The sequence below is a fragment of the Arthrobacter stackebrandtii genome (assembly GCF_017876675.1).
Lineage (GTDB): Bacteria > Actinomycetota > Actinomycetes > Actinomycetales > Micrococcaceae > Specibacter > Specibacter stackebrandtii.
This window is the reverse complement of sequence record NZ_JAGIOI010000001.1, coordinates 2,586,029-2,609,099: the sequence shown is the minus strand read 5'-3', so window position 1 is coordinate 2,609,099 and position 23,071 is coordinate 2,586,029. Positions and strand designations below refer to the sequence as shown.

Here is a 23,071-nt window from a genome sequence, read left to right as displayed (position 1 = left end):
ACCACCCCACCCATTCAAACGGTAGGCAGCTGGATGAAAGTTTCCTTAAAGGTCCCCGCCCGGCGTCGCCCCGCCTTGGCGGCATCGCCACGGATCAGGCGTCGAACAGGCCGCGGACGTCGTCAGCGGTGATGGCGGCTGAGAACATCGCGTCGTCGTCCATGACGGAGGTGAACAGCTTCGCCTTCTTTTCCTTCAGCGCCATGACCTTCTCCTCGATGGTGTCCTTGGCAACCAGCCGGTACACCATGACGTTCTTCGTCTGGCCGATCCGGTGGGTGCGGTCCACGGCCTGGTTCTCGGTGGCCGGGTTCCACCAGGGGTCCAGCAGGAAGCAATAGTCGGCCTCGGTAAGGTTCAGGCCGAAGCCGCCGGATTTCAGGCTGATCAGGAACACGGGTGCCTGCCCGTTCTTGAACTTGTCAATGACCGCCCCGCGCTTGGTCGTCTTGCCGTCGAGGTAGGCGTACTCGATCCCGGCCGCGTCCAGCCGCTCGCGCGCCTTGCCCAGGAACGAGGTGAACTGGCTGAAAATCAGTGCCCGGTGCCCCTCCGCCACCACATCCTCGAGCTGCTCAAACAGCACATCGAGCTTGCTGGACGGCGTGCTCGCGTACTTCACGTCCACCAGCGACGCGTCCAGGCTGAGCATCCGCAGCGTGGTGAGCGACTTGAAGATGGCGAAGCGGTTCTTGTCCATGTCGCCCAGAAGCCCCATCACCTTTTGCCGCTCGTGCTGCAGGTGACGCTGGTAGATGGTGCGGTGCCGCGGCGCCAGTTCCAGCTCCAGGACCTGTTCCTGCTTGGGCGGCAGCTCCTTCGCCACAGCATCCTTGGTGCGCCGCATGATCAACGGCCGGATCCGACGGCGCAGCTGCTTGAGCCGCTCGCCGTCGCCGTCCTTCTCCACCGGCTTGCGGTAGTAATCGGCAAAGTTGGTGGGCGAGGGAAACAGCCCCGGCGCTGCCACCGCAAACAGCGACCACAGCTCCATCAGGTTGTTTTCCATGGGCGTGCCCGTGATGGCCAGCTTGAACGTCGCCGGAAACGCGCGCGCCATCTGGCTGGCCTTGGTGAGGTGGTTCTTCACGAACTGGGCCTCGTCCAGGATCAGCCCGGCCCATTCCTGGCTCGCGTAGGCCTCGTTGTCCAGGCGGAAGAGTGCATAGGAGGTGATCACGACGTCGGCCCCTTCCGCCAGGGAGGCGGCGTCACCGCCGCTGCGGCGCAGGGTGTCGGTGACGGCGGTGGTTTTCAGGCTGGGGGCAAAGCGTCGGGCCTCGGCTTCCCAGTTGGAGACCACCGAGGTGGGCGCCACGACGAGGAAGGGTTTGAGGTTCTCGCCTGTGCCAGCATTGTCCGTTTCCCGAGAATGGGCGATCAAGGCGAGGGTTTGCAGCGTCTTGCCCAGGCCCATGTCGTCAGCCAGCACCCCGCCGAGCCCGTTGGTGTAGAGGAAGGCCAGCCAGTTGAAGCCCTCCTGCTGGTAGGGGCGCAGCTCTGCATGAAGCGTCTGCGGCACGGGAACGGCGGCCACTTCCTGCAGTTCCAGGAGCCCGCTGACCGATTTCTCCCAGGCGGCGGCTTCCTCGACGCTGGTGGAGAGCTCCTTCAGTTCCTCCCACAGCCCGGCCTGGTAGCGGCTGATGGTCAGCGACTCCCCCGGTTCCTGCAGGCTTCGCGCCTCCTCGATCAGGCGCCGCAGCTGCTGGAATTCGGGCTGGTCCAGGGCAAACCAGTGGCCGTTGGGCAGCATCAGGTGCTCTTCGTCCGTGGCCAGTGCCAGGAACAGCTCCCCGAACGGGATGTCGGTTCCGTCCAGGGAAACGGAGACGCCCAGGTCGAACCAGTCGCCGTCGTCCGTCCCGTGGGTGCTGATGCCGATCTGCGGTGTGCCGGTCAGTTCCGTGTAGTCCGGGGCCGTTCCGGCGGCATCCACGCGCACATGTTCCAGTCCGGCAAGGATGGGCAGCGCGCCGGTGCTGAAGCGGGCGGCGGCCACAGTCTTTAGGTGGACGGGCTCGTTGCTGCCGGGGTGAAGCGTGGGTGCATGCGGGAACGGGTCCCGGGTGGCTTCGGGGAAGTCGGTGAGCGCCGCTGCCACGGACAACAGCAGCCTGCCCTCGAACACTGCATCGCGGTTGCCGGACCCTGCGGTGAGCGGGTGGGGCGTGACCGTCTCCCCCACCGTGTATTCCCAGTGCCAGTGCAGCTCCAACGACGGCGCACTGCCGGACTTTGTCTTGTAGCCGCCGGTCTTCCCGCGGCCCGCCTTGGCTGCCGGCCCTGCCTCCCTGTGGGTCACTGCCAGCACGAGCACCGGGTCCAGGATCTCCGGCAGCCCCGCGACGTCGCTGCCGGGGCGGACGTCCATGGTACTGCGCAGCTTGGGGTAGTAGCTTTCCACGAAACGGTCCCTGTCGGGAGCCGGAATGTCCACGGCGATCCGGGACGCGACCAGCATTGCCAGGGATTCCCCCATGGCGCCGTCAAGCGGGGCGATGTGCAATGCCCGCTGGTTCAGTGGCGCATCCTTCTTGTCACCGGCATCCCACCAGTACAGGCCGTGGGGCGGTGACCCCAAGGTGCCAATGCGGGCGTGGTCCAGTGCGGAGCCGCCCTGTGCCGTGGCCAGCACAACCAGGCGGATGCCGCCGTCGGGCATGGAAACGATGTCCGTACCAACATGGACCGCACCCTCGCGGCTCATGCTGGAGTTCTTGCGTGAGGTCACAAAATCCAGTCCGATGCCCTCCGCCTGGTCCAGGTGGTGCCAGAGCAGCGGGGAATTAAACCCGTCAAGGAAAATCCATTTGCCGTTGTTGCGGGCGGAGTGGGAGGCCTGGTGCAGCGAATGGAAAACCCGGATCCATTCCCGGTGGGCGGGGTTCAGGCTGAGGTCGTAGTCAAGGCGGTACAAGTTGTTCCACGAGAGGTTGCCAACTGTCCACTTGCCCGACGTGCCCAGCGTGACCGGACGGACACCCAGCCGCACAATGGCCGGCACGTGCTCCTTCTCCCTGCCCCAGTAGTCCTTTTCCACCTCTTCAACGAGTTCAAACTGCAGCGCCATGGGCGTGCGGCCCGTCGGTGCCGCAGCAGCTGCGCCCCACTGGGGCGGGGCGGGTTCGGCGCCGGGGTTCAGGAGGATTCCCAGCTGCCTTTCCCACACGGCAGTTCCGGGAGCCTCCGGCTTGGCGGGCGCAACGGCTTTCGCAGGGGCGGCCTGGCCGAAGGGGATCGTCTTCTTTCCGGGCCCGTCTTCCAACAGGCGGTTGGTGTACAGAACCAGGGCGGCGACATGCTTGCAGTCCCATCCGACAGGGCAGCTGCAGTCGGTGGATTCAATGTGGATGCCGCTGTTGTCCTCGCGGAAATACACATATGTTGCATAGGCACTACCCCGGCTGCCGTCCACCGCAGCATCAAGGCGCATTTCCCCTTCGTCCCAGCGGACCCGCCTGACCCGTTCCTGGCGTTCATACTCCAGGCCGCGGTGCATGGCCTGGGCACCAACCAGAACACGCAGCTCCGTGTAATCGACATGGGGGATGAGGGAAAGATCCATGTCCTTAACGCTATCGCCATGCATGGACACCGAAGACCGGCAGGCATGGCGGTGATTGTCGGGCCGCCGGATGCCTTCGGCTGAATCAGCCGTTGGGCCGGCTGGCCATGGATTGCAGGGCCCACTTGTTGCCGTCCGGATCGGCGAAGTACACAAAGTTGCCCCACGCCTGGACGTCAACATCGCTGACCTCCACACCGTTGTCCGCGAGCTGCTTGTGGGCGGCCTGGATGTCGGCCACCACTATCTGCAGGCTCGGCGCGGTGCCGGGAGGGGCGTCGTTGATTCCCTCGCCAATGCAGATGGAGCAGGCGGATCCCGGCGGCGTCAGCTGCACGAAGCGGATGCCGCCGCCGGGTCGCTCGTCGTAATCGGCGTTGAAGCCAACCTTGTTCACATAGAAGTCCTTGGCCCGGTCCACGTCGGAGACGGGCACGAATATGAGTTCCAGTTTCCAGTCCATGGGCCAACGCTACGCCGCCGCGGACGGCGCGAACAGGGTTTTTGCTACGTCAATTGGGCCGTGGTTACGCAGGTTGCGTCGTCGCCGGCCTTGGTCGAGAGCGCCTGGGTGGCGCTCTTGCCGTCAAACCCAATGGTCAAAGTGGCGTCGATGCCGCGCGGCAGCCACAGCCCCATGAAGCCGTTGTCGAACGTGCTCCGCTTTTCCTCCAGGACGGCTTTCCCCGTTGCATTGTCCTTGACGGTGACGGACATTTCCTTGTTCCGCTGTTCGCCGACGCAGGTGGTCAGGCTGTGAAAATGGCACTCGTGCGTCTGGGCAACGTACGGTGCCACGGACACGTAGAACTCGTCGGCGGGCATGGGCACGGCGGCCTCCCGCTTGGCGGCGTCCATCAGGACCAGCTCGTCGGGGCGGATGGAGGCCATGATCCCGGCCGGCCGCTGCTCCAGCGGCAGCGCGTCCAGTTCGGTGATGATCTCCTTGGCGTCCATGCCCGCGAAGCCGAGCTCCGCGATGAGATCCGGGTTTGCGGAGCCCGCCGGGGCGGAGCTGCCGCTGCCGGGAGTTTTCGCGGAGCAGCCCGCGGCGAACAGGATGGTGGCGCCGGCTGCGGCGAAGAGGGAACGGCGGGAAAATGTGGTGTTCATGGTGTGCTTTCTGCTTCAGTCGATGATGTGGCGGCGCAAAACGGCCCCCTCAGCAGCGATTGATGCACAGCAGCGTCAGTGACGGCCGCGGCACCGGCACACATTCCCCTGCCAACGCCTGCGGCCCGGCCCGCACCGGCCGGGCGGTGCCGGGCGTGCGGTCCGTTGGCTGCAGCAGCGGTCCGGGCACGACGGCGGCTCCGCAGTTTGCGGCCATCGAGAGTTCATCGGTGGAACAGTTGGCGCACGGCACTGCGGCGGGTGCCGGCGGGTGCTCCATGGCATGCCCGGCCGCGGTGGCGGTCCGCACCGAAGCGCTGCCGGCCTGCTGCGGATTGGCGCCCGGTGCCGTGCCGGCGTCCCCCTGCATGGCGGGGCCGGACGCCGTCGGACTTTGCATGGCAGCGGCACTGCCGGCCGAAATGCCGGACATGGCCAGCATCCCCAGCATCACCAGGACGGTGAGGAGCACGGCCAGCACAAAGTGGGAGCCGGTCCGAAACCGGCTCCCACTGTGGATGGAATCGTGGGCGCGCATGGTGCCCCCAGTCTACTGACGCGCACGCGGCCGGCAGAATTTGTGCCGGGTGATGCCCGGCACAAGGCCGCCCCGATATTACATGCGCTGGGCGCTGAGGACGTAGCTGCCGAGCGGGCCGGTGGGGCGGGCGGAGGTGGTCACATAGCTTCCGGGCAGTGCGTCCCGGGTTGCCGTGGTGGTCACGTAGGAACCTTCACGGCGCGGGCCCGGGGCGTTGGTGGTCACGTAGCTTCCGCCGCGGACGGGCTGTGTGCCGCCCCCGTTCGGGTCGTTGTTCTGGAAAAAGCGGACGCGGTTCAGGGCGTTGTTGATCAAGGCGTCTCCTCAAGTTCGGTGCGGCGGCGCGGTTCAGCGCGCCACAATGGGTGGCTGCGACGGCGAAGTTTGTGCGTGCCGTCGATGGCGGGTGGGCAGCCTAGGCGGTGGCTGCTGCGGCCTGGGCGGCCTGGCAGTTGGCGCAAAGGCCCCAGAAGGTGACCTCGGCGACCTGGACGGTGAATCCGTCCATGTTGGACGGCGTCAGGCATGGGCTTTCGCCGATGACGCAGTCCACGTCTTCCACCGCGTGGCAGTTGAGGCAGATGCGGTGGTGGTGGTTGTCCCCCACCCTGGCTTCGTACAGTGCCGGGGATCCTGCCGGCTCGATCTTGCGGGCCAGGCCGGCGTCAACCAGGGCTGCCAGCACGCCATAGACAGCCTGCAGGGAAGTCTTTGGCAGTTTCGTGGCGGCGGCCGAGTAAACGGCTTCCGCCGCGTGGTGCCCGGGACCGGCAAGTGCGGCAAGGACCGCAATGCGCGGTGCCGTCACTTTCAGCCCGGCCTGCTTGAGCCGGCTCGCCAAAAGTTCCTGCTGCGCATCCCTTGCCATGCCTCCATTCTAACAGTTGTTTTGAGTTACTCAAAACAACTGTAGCCGACGTCACCTTTCATCTGCGCACACCCCCCGTGGCTTCCGCTGCCATGCGCGCCGCCCGCCTGCGGCGCCCGCAGGAGCCTGCCCGTGCACGGCCGGCTCAACGCACCCCGCTCCGCATCGCCCCGCAACCCTGTTTGTCGAACGGCACCATTGCTAAGGTGGGGCCATGGCGGCCAAAGAAGGTTCCAGTGTTCATGCGCGAACGGCGCACTTGCGGACGCTTTCAGTCCTGTCCATGGCCGGAGCCGCCGCCCTGTTCCTGGTGAGCGCCGCGCTTCAGCTTGCGGCTTCCCTGCAGCGGTGGGTGGTTTTCAGGGGCGCGGGCCCGCACGAGGAATTCCGGGGCGAGGACCACCTGTACGACTATTTCTTCCCCCTTGATCCTTGGCAGAACGTGGGCTGGGCGGCGCAGGCCTTTGGCGCCGGAACCCTGGCCCAGGCGCTGGGCGTGGCGCTTATGGCTGCGGCGATGCTCCTCATGCCTGCGGCCCCGTCCGGCGGACGCGCACTTGGCGTGGAGATCGCTGCTGCGGCGCTCGTGACGGCCTCGTTCGGGTTCATCGGCACCCATGCTCTCATGTCGGCTTCCACAGACACAGCTTCTCCGCTGCAGCACTTCGGCGCAATCACCTGGATGCCTCTTGCCGGACTGCTGGTTCTTGGCGTGCGCTGGCTGGCCAGGGCGCCTGCCGTCGCGGCTGCCTGCGTTTTCCTGCTGGGCTCGACAGTGCCCGGCTACCTGGTGGCGGCCTTTCTGATCGCACCATTCGCCGCTGGCTACATCTCACATGACACGACACCATGGACGGAGACGGTCATGGCTTCCACCACGGCCGCGGCCGGAATCTCGCTCCTGGTCGCAGCCCGGGCGGCCCGGCGGCCAGGGGTCGCCGCCGCGCGCAATTCGCCCGCGCCGGACGAATCCGGGGTGCCCCCTACCGTTACCCCTCGCTGACGTCCCCGTCCTGCGGGTTGAGGCTGATGCCTTGGGTGAGTTCTCGCAGTGCACGGGCCGCCAGTGCGGCAGGGGCGCCAGCTCCGGTCAGCTGGCCATCGGCCGCAGCACACGTTTCCAAGGCAACCCGCATGGCGTCCGTGGCCGCGGCCGCGACGAGGCGCACCGCGAAGGCGTCAGCCGTGGGGCCGGCAAGCCTGGCAACGACCTCGCGGAGCAGGGATTCCGAGTTGCCGTTCACGCGGTGCCAGACGAGTTGCAGCGCAGGGTCGTCCGCCATGGCACGCAGCAGCCCGAGCGTCCACTGCAGGCCTTCAACATCAGCCTCATTGTGCGGGGTAAGCACTTCCACGACGGTGCGTTCGATCGCATCCAGCGGGGACTCCCGCGGATCCGAGGCGGCAATGATGGCGCGCCAGTGGCCGGCACCCACGGTGAGCAGCGGCGAAACCGCTTCTTCCTTCGTGCGGAAGTACCTATAGAAGGTGCGCACCGCGATCCCGGCCTCCCGGGCAATTTCCTCCGCAGTCACCGCGGCCGCCCCGCGCTCGGAGAAGAGGCGCGCTGCTGCGCGCGCAATTTCCAACTGGGTCACAGTCTTGCGTCGCTCGGTGAGGCTCGGGGGAATTGGTCTCATGGGAAGAGCCTACGCGGCCAACGACAGCTTTGCACGTCATGCATTGATGGCACAATATGCCACTATGACGTATCGTGCATAAGACTACGTTCTCGAAAGAAGGGCAGTCAGACATGAATCGCTATACAGGACGCCGCGCCGTTGTTACCGGCGGAGGCTCAGGAATTGGCCAGGCAACGGTGCTTCGAATGCTTTCCGAGGGCGGCTCCGTTGTGGCCGCCGATGTCAGCGAAGCCGGACTCGCCGACACGCTGGCGAAGGCCGGCTCCGCCTCTGACCGGCTGTCCACCGTTGTGGTGAACATCGCCGACGAGGCATCCGTGCGCGCAGGGGTCGCGACCGCCGTCGAAACTCTCGGCGGGCTTGATGTGCTGGTCAATGCTGCCGGGATCCTGCGCTCGTCGCACACCCATGAAACGACACTTGAGCAGTTCCAGCAGGTCATCAACGTGAACCTGGTGGGCACGTTCCTGATGATCCGCGAATCCATCCCGGCGCTGCTGGAAGGCAACGGTTCCGCCGTCGTGAATTTCAGTTCGACGTCAGCCATGTTCGCTCACCCCTACATGGCGGCCTATGCCGCGAGCAAGGGCGGGGTGCAGTCGATGACGCACGCCCTCGCGGCTGAATACGCCAAGCAGGGCATCCGATTCAATGCCGTTCAGCCCGGCTCGATTTCATCGGGCATGACCGACGGCAGCGGCGAGAGCAAGCAGAGCCAGGGGCCGGGCCTGCCAGAGGATGCCGACATGATGCTGTTCATGAAGCTCCAGCCTGCACTCGGCCAGGGCTTCGCCGGCCCCGAGGCCGTGGCGGGTGTGGTGGCCATGCTCGCCAGCGACGACGGCGCCTTTGTCACCGGGACCGAAGTCCGGATCGACGGCGGCACCCACTTCTAACGCGCCGCCTGAACACTGCGCAGACAGTCCGTGCCTGCCTCGCATTCGAGGCTGGTCCGGACTGTCCTTTTGAAGTGAGCCAAGGAGATTCGAGCCCCTGACCTCTTGAACCAAGTGCATATCAAGCACGTCACGGGCAGGCATCGGCGCGGGGAGGGTTCAGTGCCGGATTCGAACGTGGTTCGCAGCATGCTCCCCTTGGAAGGCTATAGGGGAACTCTTTTCGAGTTCCCATGGAGTGGGTTGCGGTACGTTTGCGGTACGCCACCCGTTTTGACCCCAAGATTGAGGCACGAAAAAGCCCCTCCGACCGGCATAACGCCTAGTCAGAGCGGCTTTCCATGGGGTGGAGCTAAGGAGATTCGAACTCCTGACCTCCTCGATGCGAACGAGGCGCGCTACCAACTGCGCCATAGCCCCATGCCGGCTCCGGGATCTGCCGAACTCGACAATTTCCACACTAAACCCGGAACGGGCTCCGGCGCAAAATGACTTGTGCTACTTGCGCCAGTACCCGTTGGCGGCAGCCACCGTGGCGAACTCCACGGCCACAACATGTGCGGCCGCGGTGAGCGAATCGGCGTTGTTGGCGTACTCCGGGCGCAGCGCCTTCCGCACCTCGGTATCGGGCTGCATGTTGCCGATGCTCTTGCGTGCCATCAGGACGGCCAAGGCCCGCCCCTCCTCAGGGGTTGCCGTGATCAGGGTTCCGCCGGGGATGAGTTCCATGGTCTTCTGCCTCCATAGGTGCTGCACGTGTCTGAAATTTCAGGCTACTACATTTATTCGGTTTAAACCGTGAAAATACCTTGCGTGACTCCGGATGGCCGCGGGGCCGACGCTCAGTGCTTCCCGAGCCAGCTTTCAAACGATGTCACGCCCACGGCGTGGTCCGGCACCAGGTTTTTGCCGGCCCGTAGGAAGGCACCGAAGGATCCCGGCAGCGGCAGGGGAGCCACCAATGCCCTGCTCCCGGTGGCGGCCTGCCAGGTTTCCGCCATCTCTCGCATGCCCTGCACGGCGGGCCCGCCGGCAAACACGCTCTTCTTGGCCGCACTCCCCCGCAGCGCCTCGGCCAGTAGCACCGCCGCGACGTCCGCCGTCGAAATGGTCTGGAAGTACACCCCATTGAAGACGGGGATGAGCCCGGCCTTGGCGCCTGCGGAGAATATTCCTGCCACCAGGTTGTGGAACTGGGTGGCGTACACAACGGAAGTTGGCAGGGCGGACTTCTCGTAGCTGAGTGCACGGGCGGCCTGCGCCTGGTAATAGCCCATGGTGCACTCCCCCGCCCGGACAATGGTCAGCAGGACACAGCGCCCCACGCCTGCCCGCGCGGCAGCACCAAGGGCGGCGACCGACATGACCGGCAGCGCACGCAGCCCGGGCCCGGAACGGGCATCCATGGTTTCAACCAGGGCATCCACGCCCGCCAGCGCGGCAGCCACCCCGGCACCGGTGCGGAAGTCGGCACGCATGTATTCAGCCCCGGCCACGCGGTGCGCTTCGGCAGGCAGGTGGCGGCTCAGGGAACGCACTGCTTGGCCGGCTGCCACAGCCTCCGCCACGACGGCCCTTCCGGCCAGCCCCGTTCCTCCAGCAACTGCAATGGTCGTCATGTTTTCCACAGTACGCCTGAAAACATGGGGCGGCAGCGGTGGCATGGGACCCGGCTGCCGTGGCGAAGAAGGGGAAGGAAGAAGCTACGCGCGGCGGCGCTGGAGGACGTCGTCCAGGTTGTTCAGTGCGTAGGTGCCGCGCTGCTCGGCGGCAGGCGCCTTGCCCGGCCCCGCCTTCACAGCTGCAGCCGTGGCTCCGGCGGACGCCGGGACTTCCTGCAGGTCCGGCACGGCGGCCACTCCGTCTCCGGCACCTACACCGGCCAGGTCGGCCTTGATGGAGGTGCCCGCGGACTTCGGTGCGGCAGGCAGGTTCAGCGGCTTGTCCAGGGTCAGCGCCTTGGCGGCCTTGACGTAGCCCGGCACGGGAACCTCAACGGGGTCCCAGGTCTCGGCGAGCGTCTGGGTGTCCGCCAGCTTGGCATCTGCGGCACCCTTTGCAGCAACGCGCATGGCGGCGGCACGCAGCTCTTCTGCTGTCAGCGGCTTGGGTGCCGGTGCCGGTTCGGCGCCCTCGGCGCCGTCAAAAAGCGCCGTCTCCTTTTGTTCCACAGGGGCAGGCGAGGCGTGGCTGGAAGCCTGCTCCGCCGTCGTGCGGGCTTCGAGGCGGGCGGCGCGGCGGATGGCCGCATCACGCATGGCCAGGACTCGCAGCAGGACAATGACCAGGGCAAAGGTGCCCAGGGTTAGCAGTGGCAGCGTGGAGGAACCGATGGAGATGACGCTCAGCGCACCGGAGATTCCGGCGGTCAGGAGCGCAAGAAGGCCCACAAGGGCGATGGCCGTCCGGCCCCAGCGAATTTTCAGCGGCTGCCGTGGGGGCACGACGCTTGAAGGTCCCGGCTCCACGTGGGTGTGGGCGTCGGAAGTGCTGCTTTCCATTGACGTCTCCTGCAATTGCTGGATGGGGTGGACTGGTTGCGCTTATCCAGCCACATTTCAACCCTAGAGGGGAAACATGTTGCTTCCGGCATTTTTTGCGGTGTGTCGCCCTTGGAGCGAAGAAAAACCATCATTTTTACTATCTCCGACGGCGGAGTCGGCACCTTGAGCTGTTTTCATCCCCGCCGGGCCAGCCAGCGCGCCAGGATTCCCTCCGGGACTTCCTCCGTTGTCAGGGCGAAACTGCGGTGGTCTGCCCACTGGCCGTTGATGTGCAGGTAGCGCGGGCGCAGCCCCTCGTCGCGGAAGCCCAGCTTTTCCACCACGCGCAGGCTTGCGTTGTTTTCAGGGCGGATATTGATTTCCATCCGGTGCAGCCCCAGCTGGCGGAAGCAATGGTCCGTGGCCATGGCCACGGCGGTGGGGGCGATGCCGCGCCCGGCCCTGTCCTGGTCCACCCAGTAGCCCAGGGTTGCGGACATGGCCGAGCCCCACATGATGGAGGAGACCGTCAGCTGGCCCACAATGGCGGGCTTTGCCTGGCCCGGTATCCGTTCGGTGATGATGAACGGCAGCGCGCTGGCTTCGCGTGCCTGCCGGTTCAGGACCCGGACCATGCCGCCGAAGGTCGGCAGCTGGCCCTGGTCCACGGGGTTGCTGGCCTCCCATGGCGCCAGCCATGCCGCGTTGCGGGTACGCACCCGCGTCCACTCCGCTTGGTCGCGAAGCTTGATGGGGCGCAGGACCAGGTCACCGCATTCCAATGTCACCGGCCAGATGGCCTGCCCCCACACGAAGCTAGACCTTGGCGGCGGCGGTGTATTCGCCCAGCCATGCGCGCAGGTCTTCGCCCAGTTCCTCGTTTTCGCAGGCCAGCGTCACCACGGCCTTGAGGTAGCTGAGCTTGTCGCCGGTGTCGTAGCGACGGCCGGAGAACACCACGCCGTACACGCCGCCGCCTTCGCCTTCCATGGTGGCCAGGGTCTGCAGGGCGTCGGTCAGCTGGATTTCATCGCCGCGGCCCGGAGGGGTGTTTTCCAGGACGTCAAACACAGCCGGGTGCAGCACGTAGCGGCCAATGACGGCCAGGTTCGACGGCGCATCCTCCACCGCGGGCTTCTCCACCAGGTGGTTGACGCGGACATAGTCCTCGCCCTCGATAACGGTCATGTCGGCACAGCCGTAGGCTGAAATCTTGTCCTGCGGCACCTCGATCAGGGCAATCACGGAACCGCCGGTCCGCTCCTGCACTTCGATCATGGTGGTCAGCAGCGGATCGCGCTCGTCGATCAGGTCGTCACCGAGCAGGACGGCGAAAGGCTCGTCCCCCACGTGGGTCTTGGCGCGCAGCACGGCGTGGCCCAGGCCCTTGGGGTCGCCCTGGCGGACGTAATGGATGTCACCGATGTCGGTGGCGTGCTGGATGGCGGCCAGCCGGTCGGTGTCGCCCTTGGCCTCGAGCAGCTGCTCGGTCACGGGGACACGGTCAAAGTGGTCCTCCAGGGCGCGCTTGTTGCGGCCCGTGATCATCAGAACGTCGGTAAGTCCGGCGCTGACGGCTTCCTGCACCACATACTGGATGGCAGGCTTGTCAACGACGGGCAGCATTTCTTTGGGCATCGCCTTCGTGGCGGGCAGGAAACGGGTCCCCAAACCGGCCGCAGGGATTACCGCCTTACGTACATGCTTTGCAGAAGTCATGCCCCAAGGGTAACCGACCCTATGGACAAAGCACGGATAATGTTGTCGTAACAATGACCACTTCCCTGCCAAAGGATGCCGTGAGCACACCCCCGAAAACTGCATGGCGGGCCCGCCTGCGCGCCGCCCGGGCCGCTGCGGATGCGGCGTCCCGGGCGGCCGCGGGCACGGGACTGGCCCGGGTGGGGCTGGACTGGGTGGAGTCGCTGGCGGCCGCTGCAGCCCCGGCCGGTGGACCTCCTGCGGATGCTGCCCCGCTCGGCGGCCTGTCCAGCGGGGCATTCCCCGGGACCGGTCCGCCCGCGGCACGGCTGCAGGTGTGCGCCTATATTTCCACGGGCACCGAGCCCTCCACGGATGAGCTGCTTTCAGCGCTGGCCGCTGCCGGCCACCTGGTCCATGTGCCCGTGTGCGAGCCCGGCTTTGCCCTCAGCTGGGTCCGCTGGTTCCCCGGAGTTGCCATGGTCCGCAGTGCACTGGCCCCCGTCATGGAACCGGTGGGCGTGCGGCGCCCCTTCCCGGAATTGGGCCCTGTTCCGGCCGTCCTGGTCCCCGCCCTGGCCGTGGACGAATCCGGGACAAGGATGGGCCAGGGCGGCGGCTACTACGACAGGTTTCTGGCCGGCCTGGCCGGGTCGACGGCGTCCCCCGGCACACGGGTGACGGTCGCCGCCGTCGTGCATTCCAATGAAATTCTGTCAGCCGGAATGCTGCCCAGGGACACGTTCGACATGCCGGTTTCGTGGGCACTGTCACCGTCCGGGGTGCGCCGGCTGGGCGGCTGAGGCTGCCGCGGGAATGCACGGGCACCAGCGGGCGTTTTACAAGCCGGTGCTAGAATTGGCACTCGGGGCCATGGGCTGCCAAGTTTTGGTGCGGTCGCACGGCCCCCACGCATGTATCCAGGAGGAAACCCAGTGCCCACTTACGCTTACGCCTGCAAGGATTGCGGCCACGCCTTCGACATTCAGCAGTCGTTCAGCGACAACTCGCTGACCGTCTGCCCCGAATGCGGCGGCGCGCTGCGCAAGAAGTTCAATTCAGTTGGCGTGGTGTTCAAGGGTTCGGGCTTCTACCGCACCGATTCACGATCAAGCTCCAGCTCCGTGCCCGCGGCCTCCGCCCCCGCCGCAGCTGCACCCTCCACTCCGGCACCCGCCCCGGCCCCTGCAGGCGCCGCGAAGTAGCCCGAGGGCCGCTTTTCCTGCATTCATTCCTCCACAGGCACGGCCGGGGACGGCTTTCTCCCCAATCCGCCGAGTGCCTCTTTTGCCCTGCGCGCCGCAGCCATACCGTGGGCGCATGAAGACCCAAACTACTGCCACCGGTCCGCCCGTCTACACCGGGCCCGCATGGCGCTCCAATGACTGGCCTGGCGGACCGCCGCCCACCTCGGCCCTGCACAGGCTGCTTCGCTGGATGGCACGCCACCGGCGCCTGCTTGCGGCCCTGCTGCTGTGTTTGGCCGCCGCGATCGCCGTCCAGCAGCTGACCCCGACAAAGCCACCCACCACCGCAGTCATGGTGGCCTCCCGCGACCTTCCCGCCGGACATGCACTTTCCGACGGCAACCTGGTCGCCTCCCATGTCAGCCCCGGCATGGTGCCCGACGGGGCACTGCGCCCGGATTCTCCGTGGGCAGGGCGCCAGGTTTCCGGCCCGCTCCGGCGCGGGGAGGTGGTGACCGATGCGTCGCTGCTGGGGAGCGGGTTGCTGATTGGTGCCGCGCCAGGGAGCCAGGCCGTTCCGCTCCGGCTCAGCGACCCCTCGACTCTGGGACTGCTGCGGCAGGGTCAGCTGGTCACAGTGGTGCTCAGTTCCAGCATCGGACTGGACGGGCCCACCACCAATGAGGTCCTCGCCGAAAGCGTGCCCGTATTGTGGACACCCGCGCTGGCGCAAAGCACGGGGCTGCTGCCGGCTCAGGAAAACGAAGGAATCCTTGTGGTGGCGGCCACAGCCGAGCAGGCAGTCAAGCTGGCCGGTGCCATCAGCCGCGGAAAAGTGTTCCTGATCCTGCTCAATTGACCAGGCACGGACCGGACGTGCGGCCTGGTTTCCGGCGGTCCGGTGCTGCGCTCAGTGCCCGGCCTTGACCTGGGCAAAGTACCTGCTGGACACGGGCAGGTAGCACAAGGCCAAAGCCACTGCACCCAACACCAGTTGCGCAACCGTCGTGATGCCAAGGGGGAAGGAGATGCCCACCAGTTGCACACACGTCAGCGCCACCAGGACACCGACGGCAACCCGCGCCCAGGACCGGCCCTTGCGGAGGAACCAAGCAAACAACAGGTAGGCGCAGATGGTTCCGATGCCGGCGAACACAACCGTGATGATGCCGGTGTTTCGAGCGGCTTCGAGGCTGGGCACCGTGCCGGTCATGGTGTCGAGGCTGGCCTGGATCTTCTCCAGGCGCTCGGGCGAGGCCGCATACACAACGGCAAATACCGATGCCAGCAGCTGGGCGAAGGCACCAAGCACCATGAGCCACGCCGCCGCGGCAACCGGCCGGGGCGCCGGCGGCCTGGGCGTGCCGGCGTTCTTGTCGACGAAGGCTCCCAGCCCGGGGATCTTTGGCGGAGTGGCCATGAAACGTCCTTTTAAGTGTTTAGCCCCAGTGCGGGGGTTTGTTCTCGCGCAGCCACTCATCGTGGCCGCGGTCCGAGGGCATATCGCCCCAGGTGTGGTCTGCATCGTGCGGGGCTACCTTGGGCAGCACGGGTGATTCCTTGGCAGCCGGTTCCGGCAGGTCCGAGGTTTCGGTGTTTTGTGGTTTCCGGGGTTCACTCATGGCAGTTTCGCTTTCCTCACTGGCTGCGCCGTCCGCGGCTGCGCCATCCGGGCTTCCGGGGATATGCCCGGAACCGTCGGCCTCATCCTGGACCATCGCTGCAGGCTCTTGTGCTGCGGGCGCCGGCTCCCCAGCGTCCGCCGCAACGGTGTTGACGGGCTCTTCCACGGCGCCGGCTGCCGGGGCAGCAGAAGCCGTGGACCGGCGTCGTGCACGGGGCGAATCAATGACCGCGGTCATTGACTCGTCCAGGGGCTGGCCCATCAGGGAATGGAAGTCGCCGGAGGACGGCGCAACGCCCAAATAGCGGCCGATCTGGTCGGCACAGCTGGACGGGTCCGTGAAGACCTCAATCGTCCACAGCGGGACGTAGCGCCAGCCGAGACGTTCGAGCATTTGCGGGCGCAGGCGGCTGCGTTCGCGCACGCTCATTTGCTGGTACCTGGCGGTGCCGTCGGACTCCACCGCAACGGGCGCCGGAATTTCGTGGTCGTCCCGCCCCAGCATCCGGAGCGGATCCGGTGCGGCGGCAAGGTCGAGCGCACCGTCGTAGTGGTGCCACACACGGGCGCCGCGGGCACCGAGCCTGTCGGCCAAATCGGCCACGAGGGGGTCCTCGCCGGTTTCGCGTTCGGTGTCGACGGCCCTTGTGGCGGGTGTGCCCAGCAGGGAGTTGCCGGACAGTTCACGGTCCAGCAGTTCAAAGAAGTCAACGGCACCATGGCTGAGGCGGCTTGCGTCAAGGTCCTCAGGACGGAAGCAGGTGATGACGTGGATGTGCGTCCGCGCCCGGGTCATGGCCAGGGCAAACTTGGAACGGCCGTCCGGTTCCGAAAGCGGGCCGAGGCCGTGCAGGGCCCGCCCGTGCGGCGTGCGGCCATAGCCCAGGGAAAAGATCACCCTGTCCCGGACCAGGCCTGCGGCGCGGTCCACCGTAACCACCCGGAATGATTCCGGGCCACTGGCAAAGAAGTCGTTGAGCAGCGGGTGGTTGGCCATCTGAAGCCTGATCGCCTGGGCGACCCGCACCGCGTGGCGGTCGCTGGCAGTGATGATGGCCAGCGATTCGCGCGGGCGCACCCGGGCGTGTTCGAACACCAGGTCGACGACCCGGTTGACCTCGGCCACCACGGATTCCACACCGCCGTCGCCCATGCCCGGCAGGCCCTTGCCATCCGGGAGGTAGTCGACGGTCAGTGAGCGTTCCAGGCCGGTCAGGACGCGCCCGTCCGGCAGGCGTTCCAGCTGCGAGTCGTAGAAGCCGCTGCTGAGCTGGCGCACGAGGTCTTCGTCGACCGCCCGGTAGCAAACGGTGAGCCGGTGACGCGGCAGTATCCTGGAGAGCGCACCAAACACGCTTTCCAGTGGGTGGGACCCGGCCGCGTTTTCACCCGGTGCAGCGACGGCAACGGAGAAGCTCTTGGGGCAGGCGGTCTGCTCGTCACCGAAGGCGATGACTTGGTCCGCGCGTGCCAGTGACGGCAGCGCCGACTGCAGGGAGGTTGATTCCGCGTCCAGGACGACCACGGCGTCAAACCGCCATCCTGATGGAACAGCCGACGGCACGGCCAGCGGGCTCATGGCAAAGACCGGTGCCAGGTTGCGGAGCAGGTCGGGTGTTTGGGTGGTCAGCGCACCCATGGACACGCGCCCGTCCTTCAAGAGGTTGCGCAGCATTTCACCCTGGCGGTGCGGCCCGGCCAGGGCCTTGGCCCATTCCTGCGCCAGGCGCCAGCGAATCCGGCCGGGCCCTGAGGCGACATGTGCCTGGTCTGCCAGCCGGAACTCGGCTTCCAAGCGGCGGAGGTTGTCGCCGTCGGACATGGCCAGGTACTCGTCGCCGCTGATCATCGCTTCCAGCGCGGATTGCCACCATGCCAGTTCCAGCTCGGCGCCGGTCTGCTCGGCCGGCACCTCACGGCGGGCCAAGTCGTCGAGGAGCTCGCCCAGGCCCTGCTCCTGCATGCCTTCAAGGAGCAGCGTGCGCTCGGGCAGGTTTTCCAGGGAGTCCCTGGACGCCACGAGTGCTTCAAGCCGGCCAACCAACTCGCCGGCGTTGAAGTTCAGGAGGTCGCCTCCGTCGACGGTGCGCTCCAGCACGGCCCCCAGGGAGAGCAGCTTCTTGCGCAGGTCCGCAAAAGTGCGGCTCAACTCGGCGAGGCCGGAGGGGACCGTGGGGTGGCGCTTGCTTGTGGCGGCCCCGGCCCACTGTGCGCTCTGTTCGCTGACCAGCACCAGGGAGGCGTGCAGGTCTGCGATGTGGACACCCGGGCGCACGAGGTCCTTGGCGTTGCGGCGGAAGCGGGCACGCTGCAGGGCCGGCATGTCGATGCCCCGCTCGCGGCGCCAGGCGTTGGTGGCGGTGGCGGCGATCATCTCGTCCGTGGGCCAGTCAAAGACATCGGCGTTGAACTTGTCCAGGCTTTCGCGGATGGCCACAAGCATGTCCAGCTGGCGGCCCCACTCGGCGAATGAGTTGCCCTGCCGGATCTGGCCGAATTCTGCGACGTCTCGCATCTTCTCGGCGAAGCCGGGAACGCGTGCATAGAGGTCCTCGGCCAGGGCGAACGCGGCCTCGGTTTCCTTGCGGGTCACCATGCGGGCTCCGTGCCAGGCGCTGCTGACCGCCACTTGGCTGAACGAGCCGAGCAGTGCCGCGCGCTGGAGCCGGTCCGTGAGCTCCTTGCGGTCGCGGATGCTGTCCAGGACGCTGCGCTTGAGCCGGACCGTGGTGGACGGTGCCGGATGGATTGAGGTCAGTTCAGCCAGCGACTGCATGGCCTGGTAGGGCGAGCAGCCCCACCGTTCGCGCACGTTGTGCAGGCTGGCTACGTGGTCCACGAGCTGGTGCCGGTGGTCAACGAGCGTTTCATGCAGTGTGTCCAGCTTCGGCTCTGAAGCCTTCTCGTTGCGCGTGATGGCCCGGATCAGCTGGGACTTGATCTGCTGGGGTCCGGTGTGGGCGCCCAGTTGCAGCAGGAGGGAGTCCAGGTCGAGGCCGGCAAATATCTGGGCGAATTCATTCAGCGTCCCGCGGCGTTCCCCGACCACCAGGACGCTCTTGCCGTCATGGACCAATTGCGCGACGGCGTTGATCGCCGTCTGCGTCTGGCCTGTGCCTGGCGGGGTGGACACCAGCACGGATTCGCCGCTGCGGATCAGGTCAAGGACGTACTGCTGCTGCGGATCGGCGTCGCGGACGAAGATTTCGTCGCGCGGGTGGCGTTCATCCAAGGCTGCAAAGCGGTCGAATTCCGGTTCCAGCTCAACGGGGAGCACGTCATCGCCGCTGTGGCCTTGAAGTTCCTCCAGCATTTCGCTGCGTTCAAGCAGTGCGGTGTCGCCCAGGTGGTCGGCCAGAAACGCGAAAGTCGAGACCACGAGTGAATGGTCCACGCTGGCACTAAAGATCGGCCCGAGCATGGACCGGACACGCTCCAGCACAGGTGCCGGGTCGAATCGGGCCGTGCTGTAGGCCAGCCTGCCCAGGGCGGCGGCGTCAAGGTGGATATTGTGCTGTTCGGCCAGGTGGTTCACCAGTGCCGGGTTGACCTGGGCCTGCTCCATGAGCTGAAGTTCGTAGTCATCCTGGCCAGCCCGGACGGTCAGGGCGACGGCGGCCAACAGCACGGGTGCGCAAATGTCGCCGCTGCCGTCGCCGTCCACGGTGGACCATCGCGCCATGCCGGCGGCAAGGTAGCCGACGTCGATGCCGCGGTCGGTGCTCAGTTCAAAAATTTTGGCCCGCAGTGCTGCAGCAGCCCGCTTGGCGCCGGCATAGTGCTCCGGCTCCCGGATGAGGGTCGACAGGCGGGTCTTTCGTCCGGCCAGCAGCTGGGCCAGGCCGGACGGGTGGGCGTGGCTGAGGTCAATGCTGCCGTGCGCTGTTTTCTCAAAGGCCAGGGCCGTGTCCGCCCCGGAAAAGGAGTCCAGTCCAGCAAGCCAGGTTTGGAATTCCGCGGAGCTCGCCGTGGGACCTGCAACTTCGGACACGGGTGCCTTCTTCTCTGCGCTAAAGCGAAACGGTCTTGACCATACTGACATGCAATTCAGGCTATCGTTTTCCGCCTGCTTATGCCTGCTCGGCACACTGGGGGACGCCAAAATAAGCCTGAAATAGCAGGCTGCGGGCGTCCCCCAGGGTGCCTAGCGCGGGATTACTCCCACTCGATGGTTCCCGGCGGCTTGGACGTGACGTCCAGGACCACGCGGTTGACACCTTCCACCTCGTTGGTGATCCGGTTGGAGATCTTCGCCAAGAGATCGTAGGGCAGGCGCGACCAGTCGGCGGTCATGGCATCCTCGGAGGAGACCGGACGCAGCACGATCGGGTGGCCGTAAGTGCGGCCGTCACCCATGACACCAACGCTGCGGACGTCCGCCAGCAGCACCACGGGCATTTGCCACACGTCGTTGTCCAGGCCGGCTGCAGTCAGCTCGGCGCGGGCAATGGCGTCAGCCTTCCGGAGCAGTTCCAGGCGCTCACCGGTGATTTCACCGACGATGCGGATTCCCAAGCCGGGGCCGGGGAACGGCTGGCGGCCGACGATCTCGGCCGGCAGGCCCAGCTCGGCGCCAACGGCACGGACCTCATCCTTGAACAGCGCGCGCAGCGGCTCGACGAGCTCGAAGCGCAGGTCTTCAGGGAGGCCGCCCACGTTGTGGTGGCTCTTGATGTTGGCTGCGCCTTCGCCGCCGCCGGATTCGACGACGTCGGGGTACAGGGTGCCCTGGACGAGGAACTTGATCTCCTCGCCTTCCAGGGCGGCCTCGGCCATGATGGCACGCTCGGCTTCCTCGAAGGCGCGGATGAATTCGCGGCCGATGATCTTGCGCTTGGTTTCCGGGTCCGAGACGCCCGCAAGCGCGTTCAGGAATCGGTCCTGTTCGTTGGCAACGTACAGCTTGGCACCGGTGGCTGCCACGAAGTCGCGCTCCACCTGCTCGGCTTCGTCCTGGCGCAGCAGGCCGTGGTTGACGAACACGCAGGTGAGCTGGTCGCCCACTGCGCGCTGCACCAGCGCGGCTGCAACGGCGGAGTCAACACCGCCGGAGAGCCCGCACAGAACCCGGGCATCGCCGATCTGGTTGCGGATGAGCTCCACCTGCTCGTCGAGGATGGAGGTGGCAGTCCAGTTCTTTTCCAGCTTGGCGCCGTTGAACAGGAAGTTCTCCAAGACCTGCTGGCCGAACTCGGAGTGCTTGACCTCGGGGTGCCACTGCACACCGAAAAGGCACTTTTCCTCATTCGCGAAGGCAGCAACAGGGGCGCCTGCGGAGGTGGCCAGGACGTCAAAGCCCTCGGGCGCCTGGTGCACGGCGTCGCCGTGGCTCATCCAGGTGGTCTGCTCGGCGCCGGTCGAGGCGAGGATGGAACGGCTTTCGCCCAGGATCTGCACCTGGGTTGCGCCGTATTCGCGCTGGCCTGTTTCGGCGACGGTTCCGCCCAGGGCTGCTGCCATGGCCTGGAAGCCATAGCAAATGCCGAGGACCGGAATGCCGGCTTCAAAAAGGTCTGCGCCAACGTTGGGCGCACCCTGGGAGTAGACGCTTGAGGGTCCACCGGAGAGGATGATGGCAGCTGGGTTTTTAGCCAGCAACTGCTCAGTTGTATAGGTATGCGGCACGATTTCCGAGTACACATTGGCCTCACGCACACGGCGCGCAATCAACTGGGCGTACTGGGCACCGTAATCCACAACCAGGACGGGCTTCTGGGAAGTCTGGGCCTTAGCGGGAGTAGTCACCCACCAATCTTAACCCACACCGGCACCGCCTTGCCCCGCACCACCGCCGGAGGTGACGAGCACCTCATCTTTCCCAATGCGGCGGCTTCAATGGTGCTTAAATCCGAAATGCTCTCGCAGTGGGTGCGAGAGCACTTCGGGAAAACCAGGCATTGCTCCGAGGACGCCCCAGGAAAAGCAGCAATTGCTGCGAGGGCATCGCAGAAAAGAGCTGCCAATGGTGCGAGGGGGTTGGCTTTAGTAGCGCTTGCCGGCCTTTGGGTTGGCGGCCACTTCCGCCAGAACTTCCTTGTGCACCTTGGCTTCAACGAAGAAAGACAGGAAGGGGACGACGCCGCCGAGGGCGATCAGGACAAGCCGGCTGAAGGGCCAGCGCATGAGGGTCCAGAGGCGGAAGTCGGAGATCAAGTACACCACGTACATCCAGCCGTGGATGATCAGCACCATGGTGGACAGGTTCACGCCGCCAGTCACGGAGTGGATGGGGGCAAGACCAAAGCCGTGGGCGGCCCCCGTCACTGTGTCGGTGCCGCCGGCCACCAGGACGCTGCCAAAGCCGTAGCGGAAGATCAGTTCAACCACCAGCAGCAACAGCATGACGCCAGTTGCGTAGGCCAGGTACTTGTAGAACTTCAAGGCGGAGAGGATCTGTGCGGGGGTGCCGCCAAAACGGCGCTTGGGCGCGGCCTTGGCGCCCGGCTGTGCGGGTGCTTCCGGCGCGGTGCTGGATTCGGTGTTCTTCGGCTCGGTCACTGTTGCCGGCCCTCCTCAATGTGGTTCGTGGTGTCTGTGTGCCGGTTCGGCACTGTGGCGGGCTGGCCGCCGCCGGGCCCGTCGAGGTCCCCGCCCTTGTCGTCATCATCATGGTCGATGTCGAACAATTCGTCCTGTTCGCGGCGGTAGTCGTCGGCGACGAGGCGCCACCAGAGGAAGAGAGCGAATCCGGCGAAGATGACCCATTCGGCGGCGTAGAAGATGTTGAGCCAGTTGATCTTGTCGTTCTGGTCCGTGGCGGTGACGGTGATTGGGACCAGCGCCCCGTTGGAGGCTGCCGCACCAACGTTCTGGCCGTCCAGCGTTTCACTGTGGGAAACGATGAAGGCCGCGTAGGTGGTCACTTCCCAGACGTTGGTCAGCTCCGCGGACGCCAGTGCGGAAACCTGTCCCTCGGGCAGCTTTTGTGAAACTACAGGGCCCTCCGAGTTGAGCAGGCGGCCCTCGACTTCCAGGGTTCCGGTTGGGGCAGCCGGGACGTTGTCCGGCGTGGGAATCCAGCCGCGGGCGACGGGAATCACGACCTCCTCGGTTGCTGCCACGCCTTCCAGAACGGGTGCGCCATCCACAACAAAGGCAGTGACTACCCAGTAGCCAATCCTCTCGTCCTGGACGCGGGAGGAGACGAGCACCTGCCTGGACGGGTCAAAATGGCCCTTGGCGGTGACCAACTGGCCCTCGATGTTGCCCGTCATGGTCTGCCCGGGTTCCATGGTGTCAAGCAGGGGCTGCACCTTCTCCGTCACGGACGGCGGGGCAACATCCTTCTCCAGCGAACGGGAAAACTGCCATTGGCTGAGGAGGACTAGGACGGCGGCGACAGCCAGCGCAAACAGCAGCGCTGCTATCCATTTGGGCTTGACGGCAGTTTTTAACACACTTCAACGGTACTTCGTAACCATGTAGAACAACGAATGCACCCACGGCG

Annotated in this window: 22 protein-coding genes and 1 tRNA gene; 5 read left to right on the top strand and 18 right to left on the bottom strand. The window is 66.0% G+C overall.

Annotation, left to right across the window (positions count from 1 at the left end):
• Positions 1-94: 94 nt before the first annotated feature.
• The 6 genes from JOF48_RS11210 to JOF48_RS11185 form a co-directional block, all read right to left on the bottom strand.
• Positions 95-3,568: a DEAD/DEAH box helicase gene (locus JOF48_RS11210; protein ID WP_209680712.1), complete on the bottom strand. Its 3,474-nt coding sequence runs from the start codon at positions 3,566-3,568 to the stop codon at positions 95-97.
• A gap of 85 nt (positions 3,569-3,653) precedes the next feature.
• Entirely contained in the window at positions 3,654-4,031 is a 378-nt protein-coding gene (locus tag JOF48_RS11205; RefSeq protein ID WP_209680710.1) for a glyoxalase superfamily protein, read from the bottom strand.
• Positions 4,032-4,075: 44 nt separating this feature from the next.
• Entirely contained in the window at positions 4,076-4,681 is a 606-nt protein-coding gene (locus JOF48_RS11200) for a CueP family metal-binding protein (protein ID WP_209680708.1), read from the bottom strand.
• 49 nt (positions 4,682-4,730) lie between these two features.
• Positions 4,731-5,219: a hypothetical protein gene (locus tag JOF48_RS11195; RefSeq protein ID WP_209680706.1), complete on the bottom strand. Its 489-nt coding sequence runs from the start codon at positions 5,217-5,219 to the stop codon at positions 4,731-4,733.
• Positions 5,220-5,297: 78 nt separating this feature from the next.
• The gene (locus JOF48_RS11190; RefSeq protein WP_209680704.1) at positions 5,298-5,537 is read right to left on the bottom strand and encodes a hypothetical protein; all 240 of its coding nucleotides are present in this window, start codon (positions 5,535-5,537) and stop codon (positions 5,298-5,300) included.
• A 100-nt stretch (positions 5,538-5,637) separates the two neighbouring features.
• Positions 5,638-6,090 (bottom strand): Fur family transcriptional regulator, encoded by a 453-nt coding sequence (locus JOF48_RS11185; protein ID WP_209680702.1) that lies wholly within the window; start codon positions 6,088-6,090, stop codon positions 5,638-5,640.
• Positions 6,091-6,304: 214 nt separating this feature from the next.
• Here JOF48_RS11185 and JOF48_RS11180 point away from each other — a divergent pair, with 214 nt between their 5' ends.
• Positions 6,305-7,093, top strand: a complete 789-nt coding sequence (locus tag JOF48_RS11180) for a hypothetical protein (RefSeq protein ID WP_209680700.1) — start codon at positions 6,305-6,307, stop codon at positions 7,091-7,093.
• Here the strand turns inward: JOF48_RS11180 and JOF48_RS11175 are convergent.
• A complete protein-coding gene (locus tag JOF48_RS11175; protein ID WP_209680698.1) occupies positions 7,080-7,730 on the bottom strand; it encodes a TetR family transcriptional regulator in 651 nt (216 codons plus the stop codon). The two genes, JOF48_RS11180 and JOF48_RS11175, sit on opposite strands and share 14 nt — an antisense overlap.
• A 113-nt stretch (positions 7,731-7,843) precedes the next feature.
• On the opposite strand from JOF48_RS11175, the gene JOF48_RS11170 reads away from it, so the two are divergent.
• The gene (locus tag JOF48_RS11170) at positions 7,844-8,629 is read left to right on the top strand and encodes an SDR family NAD(P)-dependent oxidoreductase (protein ID WP_209680696.1); all 786 of its coding nucleotides are present in this window, start codon (positions 7,844-7,846) and stop codon (positions 8,627-8,629) included.
• Positions 8,630-8,976: 347 nt separating this feature from the next.
• On the opposite strand, the gene JOF48_RS11165 is transcribed toward JOF48_RS11170, so the two are convergent.
• The 6 genes from JOF48_RS11165 to galU form a co-directional block, all read right to left on the bottom strand.
• Positions 8,977-9,049 (bottom strand) — tRNA-Ala (locus JOF48_RS11165).
• A 78-nt stretch (positions 9,050-9,127) separates the two neighbouring features.
• Positions 9,128-9,358, bottom strand: a complete 231-nt coding sequence (locus tag JOF48_RS11160; protein WP_209680694.1) for a hexameric tyrosine-coordinated heme protein — start codon at positions 9,356-9,358, stop codon at positions 9,128-9,130.
• A 113-nt stretch (positions 9,359-9,471) separates the two neighbouring features.
• Complete coding sequence (locus JOF48_RS11155) at positions 9,472-10,248, bottom strand: NAD(P)H-binding protein (protein WP_209680693.1); 777 nt, start codon at positions 10,246-10,248, stop codon at positions 9,472-9,474.
• Positions 10,249-10,332: 84 nt separating this feature from the next.
• Positions 10,333-11,130, bottom strand: coding sequence for a hypothetical protein (locus JOF48_RS11150; protein ID WP_209680691.1), 798 nt, complete (start codon positions 11,128-11,130; stop codon positions 10,333-10,335).
• A 176-nt stretch (positions 11,131-11,306) separates the two neighbouring features.
• The gene (locus JOF48_RS11145) at positions 11,307-11,924 is read right to left on the bottom strand and encodes a GNAT family N-acetyltransferase (protein ID WP_209680689.1); all 618 of its coding nucleotides are present in this window, start codon (positions 11,922-11,924) and stop codon (positions 11,307-11,309) included.
• A 4-nt stretch (positions 11,925-11,928) separates the two neighbouring features.
• Positions 11,929-12,831 carry a UTP--glucose-1-phosphate uridylyltransferase GalU gene (galU, locus tag JOF48_RS11140; protein ID WP_209680687.1) on the bottom strand — a complete coding sequence of 301 codons (903 nt, stop codon included), beginning with the start codon at positions 12,829-12,831 and terminating at the stop codon, positions 11,929-11,931.
• 80 nt (positions 12,832-12,911) lie between these two features.
• On the opposite strand from galU, the gene JOF48_RS11135 reads away from it, so the two are divergent.
• The 3 genes from JOF48_RS11135 (at position 12,912) to JOF48_RS11125 (ending at position 14,859) form a co-directional block, all read left to right on the top strand.
• A complete protein-coding gene (locus JOF48_RS11135) occupies positions 12,912-13,616 on the top strand; it encodes a 5-formyltetrahydrofolate cyclo-ligase (RefSeq protein ID WP_209680685.1) in 705 nt (234 codons plus the stop codon).
• A 132-nt stretch (positions 13,617-13,748) separates the two neighbouring features.
• Positions 13,749-14,018, top strand: a complete 270-nt coding sequence (locus JOF48_RS11130) for an FmdB family zinc ribbon protein (protein WP_209680683.1) — start codon at positions 13,749-13,751, stop codon at positions 14,016-14,018.
• Positions 14,019-14,133: 115 nt separating this feature from the next.
• Complete coding sequence (locus JOF48_RS11125; RefSeq protein WP_245346494.1) at positions 14,134-14,859, top strand: RcpC/CpaB family pilus assembly protein; 726 nt, start codon at positions 14,134-14,136, stop codon at positions 14,857-14,859.
• A 51-nt stretch (positions 14,860-14,910) separates the two neighbouring features.
• Here JOF48_RS11125 and JOF48_RS11120 read toward each other — a convergent pair whose 3' ends face one another.
• The 5 genes from JOF48_RS11120 to JOF48_RS11100 form a co-directional block, all read right to left on the bottom strand.
• The gene (locus tag JOF48_RS11120; protein WP_209680681.1) at positions 14,911-15,420 is read right to left on the bottom strand and encodes a hypothetical protein; all 510 of its coding nucleotides are present in this window, start codon (positions 15,418-15,420) and stop codon (positions 14,911-14,913) included.
• Between the two features lie 19 nt (positions 15,421-15,439).
• Positions 15,440-19,666, bottom strand: coding sequence for a DUF4011 domain-containing protein (locus JOF48_RS11115; protein WP_209680679.1), 4,227 nt, complete (start codon positions 19,664-19,666; stop codon positions 15,440-15,442).
• A 113-nt stretch (positions 19,667-19,779) separates the two neighbouring features.
• Positions 19,780-21,369 carry a glutamine-hydrolyzing GMP synthase gene (guaA, locus tag JOF48_RS11110; RefSeq protein ID WP_209680677.1) on the bottom strand — a complete coding sequence of 530 codons (1,590 nt, stop codon included), beginning with the start codon at positions 21,367-21,369 and terminating at the stop codon, positions 19,780-19,782.
• A 237-nt stretch (positions 21,370-21,606) separates the two neighbouring features.
• Positions 21,607-22,122, bottom strand: a complete 516-nt coding sequence (locus JOF48_RS11105; protein WP_209680675.1) for a DUF3817 domain-containing protein — start codon at positions 22,120-22,122, stop codon at positions 21,607-21,609.
• The gene (locus tag JOF48_RS11100) at positions 22,119-23,021 is read right to left on the bottom strand and encodes an SURF1 family protein (protein ID WP_209680673.1); all 903 of its coding nucleotides are present in this window, start codon (positions 23,019-23,021) and stop codon (positions 22,119-22,121) included. Before JOF48_RS11100 ends, JOF48_RS11105 begins: the two co-directional genes overlap by 4 nt.
• Positions 23,022-23,071 lie beyond the last annotated feature (50 nt).

Excerpts from the sequence above, each read along its gene's own strand:
- JOF48_RS11210 (WP_209680712.1), bottom strand. The coding sequence starts at position 3,568 with ATGGATCTTTCCCTCATCCCCCATGTCGATTACACGGAGCTGCGTGTT.
- JOF48_RS11205 (WP_209680710.1), bottom strand. The coding sequence starts at position 4,031 with ATGGACTGGAAACTGGAACTCATATTCGTGCCCGTCTCCGACGTGGAC.
- JOF48_RS11200 (WP_209680708.1), bottom strand. The coding sequence starts at position 4,681 with ATGAACACCACATTTTCCCGCCGTTCCCTCTTCGCCGCAGCCGGCGCC.
- JOF48_RS11195 (WP_209680706.1), bottom strand. The coding sequence starts at position 5,219 with ATGCGCGCCCACGATTCCATCCACAGTGGGAGCCGGTTTCGGACCGGC.
- JOF48_RS11185 (WP_209680702.1), bottom strand. The coding sequence starts at position 6,090 with ATGGCAAGGGATGCGCAGCAGGAACTTTTGGCGAGCCGGCTCAAGCAG.
- JOF48_RS11180 (WP_209680700.1), top strand. The coding sequence starts at position 6,305 with ATGGCGGCCAAAGAAGGTTCCAGTGTTCATGCGCGAACGGCGCACTTG.
- JOF48_RS11175 (WP_209680698.1), bottom strand. The coding sequence starts at position 7,730 with ATGAGACCAATTCCCCCGAGCCTCACCGAGCGACGCAAGACTGTGACC.
- JOF48_RS11170 (WP_209680696.1), top strand. The coding sequence starts at position 7,844 with ATGAATCGCTATACAGGACGCCGCGCCGTTGTTACCGGCGGAGGCTCA.
- JOF48_RS11160 (WP_209680694.1), bottom strand. The coding sequence starts at position 9,358 with ATGGAACTCATCCCCGGCGGAACCCTGATCACGGCAACCCCTGAGGAG.
- JOF48_RS11155 (WP_209680693.1), bottom strand. The coding sequence starts at position 10,248 with ATGACGACCATTGCAGTTGCTGGAGGAACGGGGCTGGCCGGAAGGGCC.
- JOF48_RS11150 (WP_209680691.1), bottom strand. The coding sequence starts at position 11,130 with ATGGAAAGCAGCACTTCCGACGCCCACACCCACGTGGAGCCGGGACCT.
- galU (WP_209680687.1), bottom strand. The coding sequence starts at position 12,831 with ATGACTTCTGCAAAGCATGTACGTAAGGCGGTAATCCCTGCGGCCGGT.
- JOF48_RS11125 (WP_245346494.1), top strand. The coding sequence starts at position 14,134 with ATGAAGACCCAAACTACTGCCACCGGTCCGCCCGTCTACACCGGGCCC.
- JOF48_RS11120 (WP_209680681.1), bottom strand. The coding sequence starts at position 15,420 with ATGGCCACTCCGCCAAAGATCCCCGGGCTGGGAGCCTTCGTCGACAAG.
- JOF48_RS11115 (WP_209680679.1), bottom strand. The coding sequence starts at position 19,666 with ATGTCAGTATGGTCAAGACCGTTTCGCTTTAGCGCAGAGAAGAAGGCA.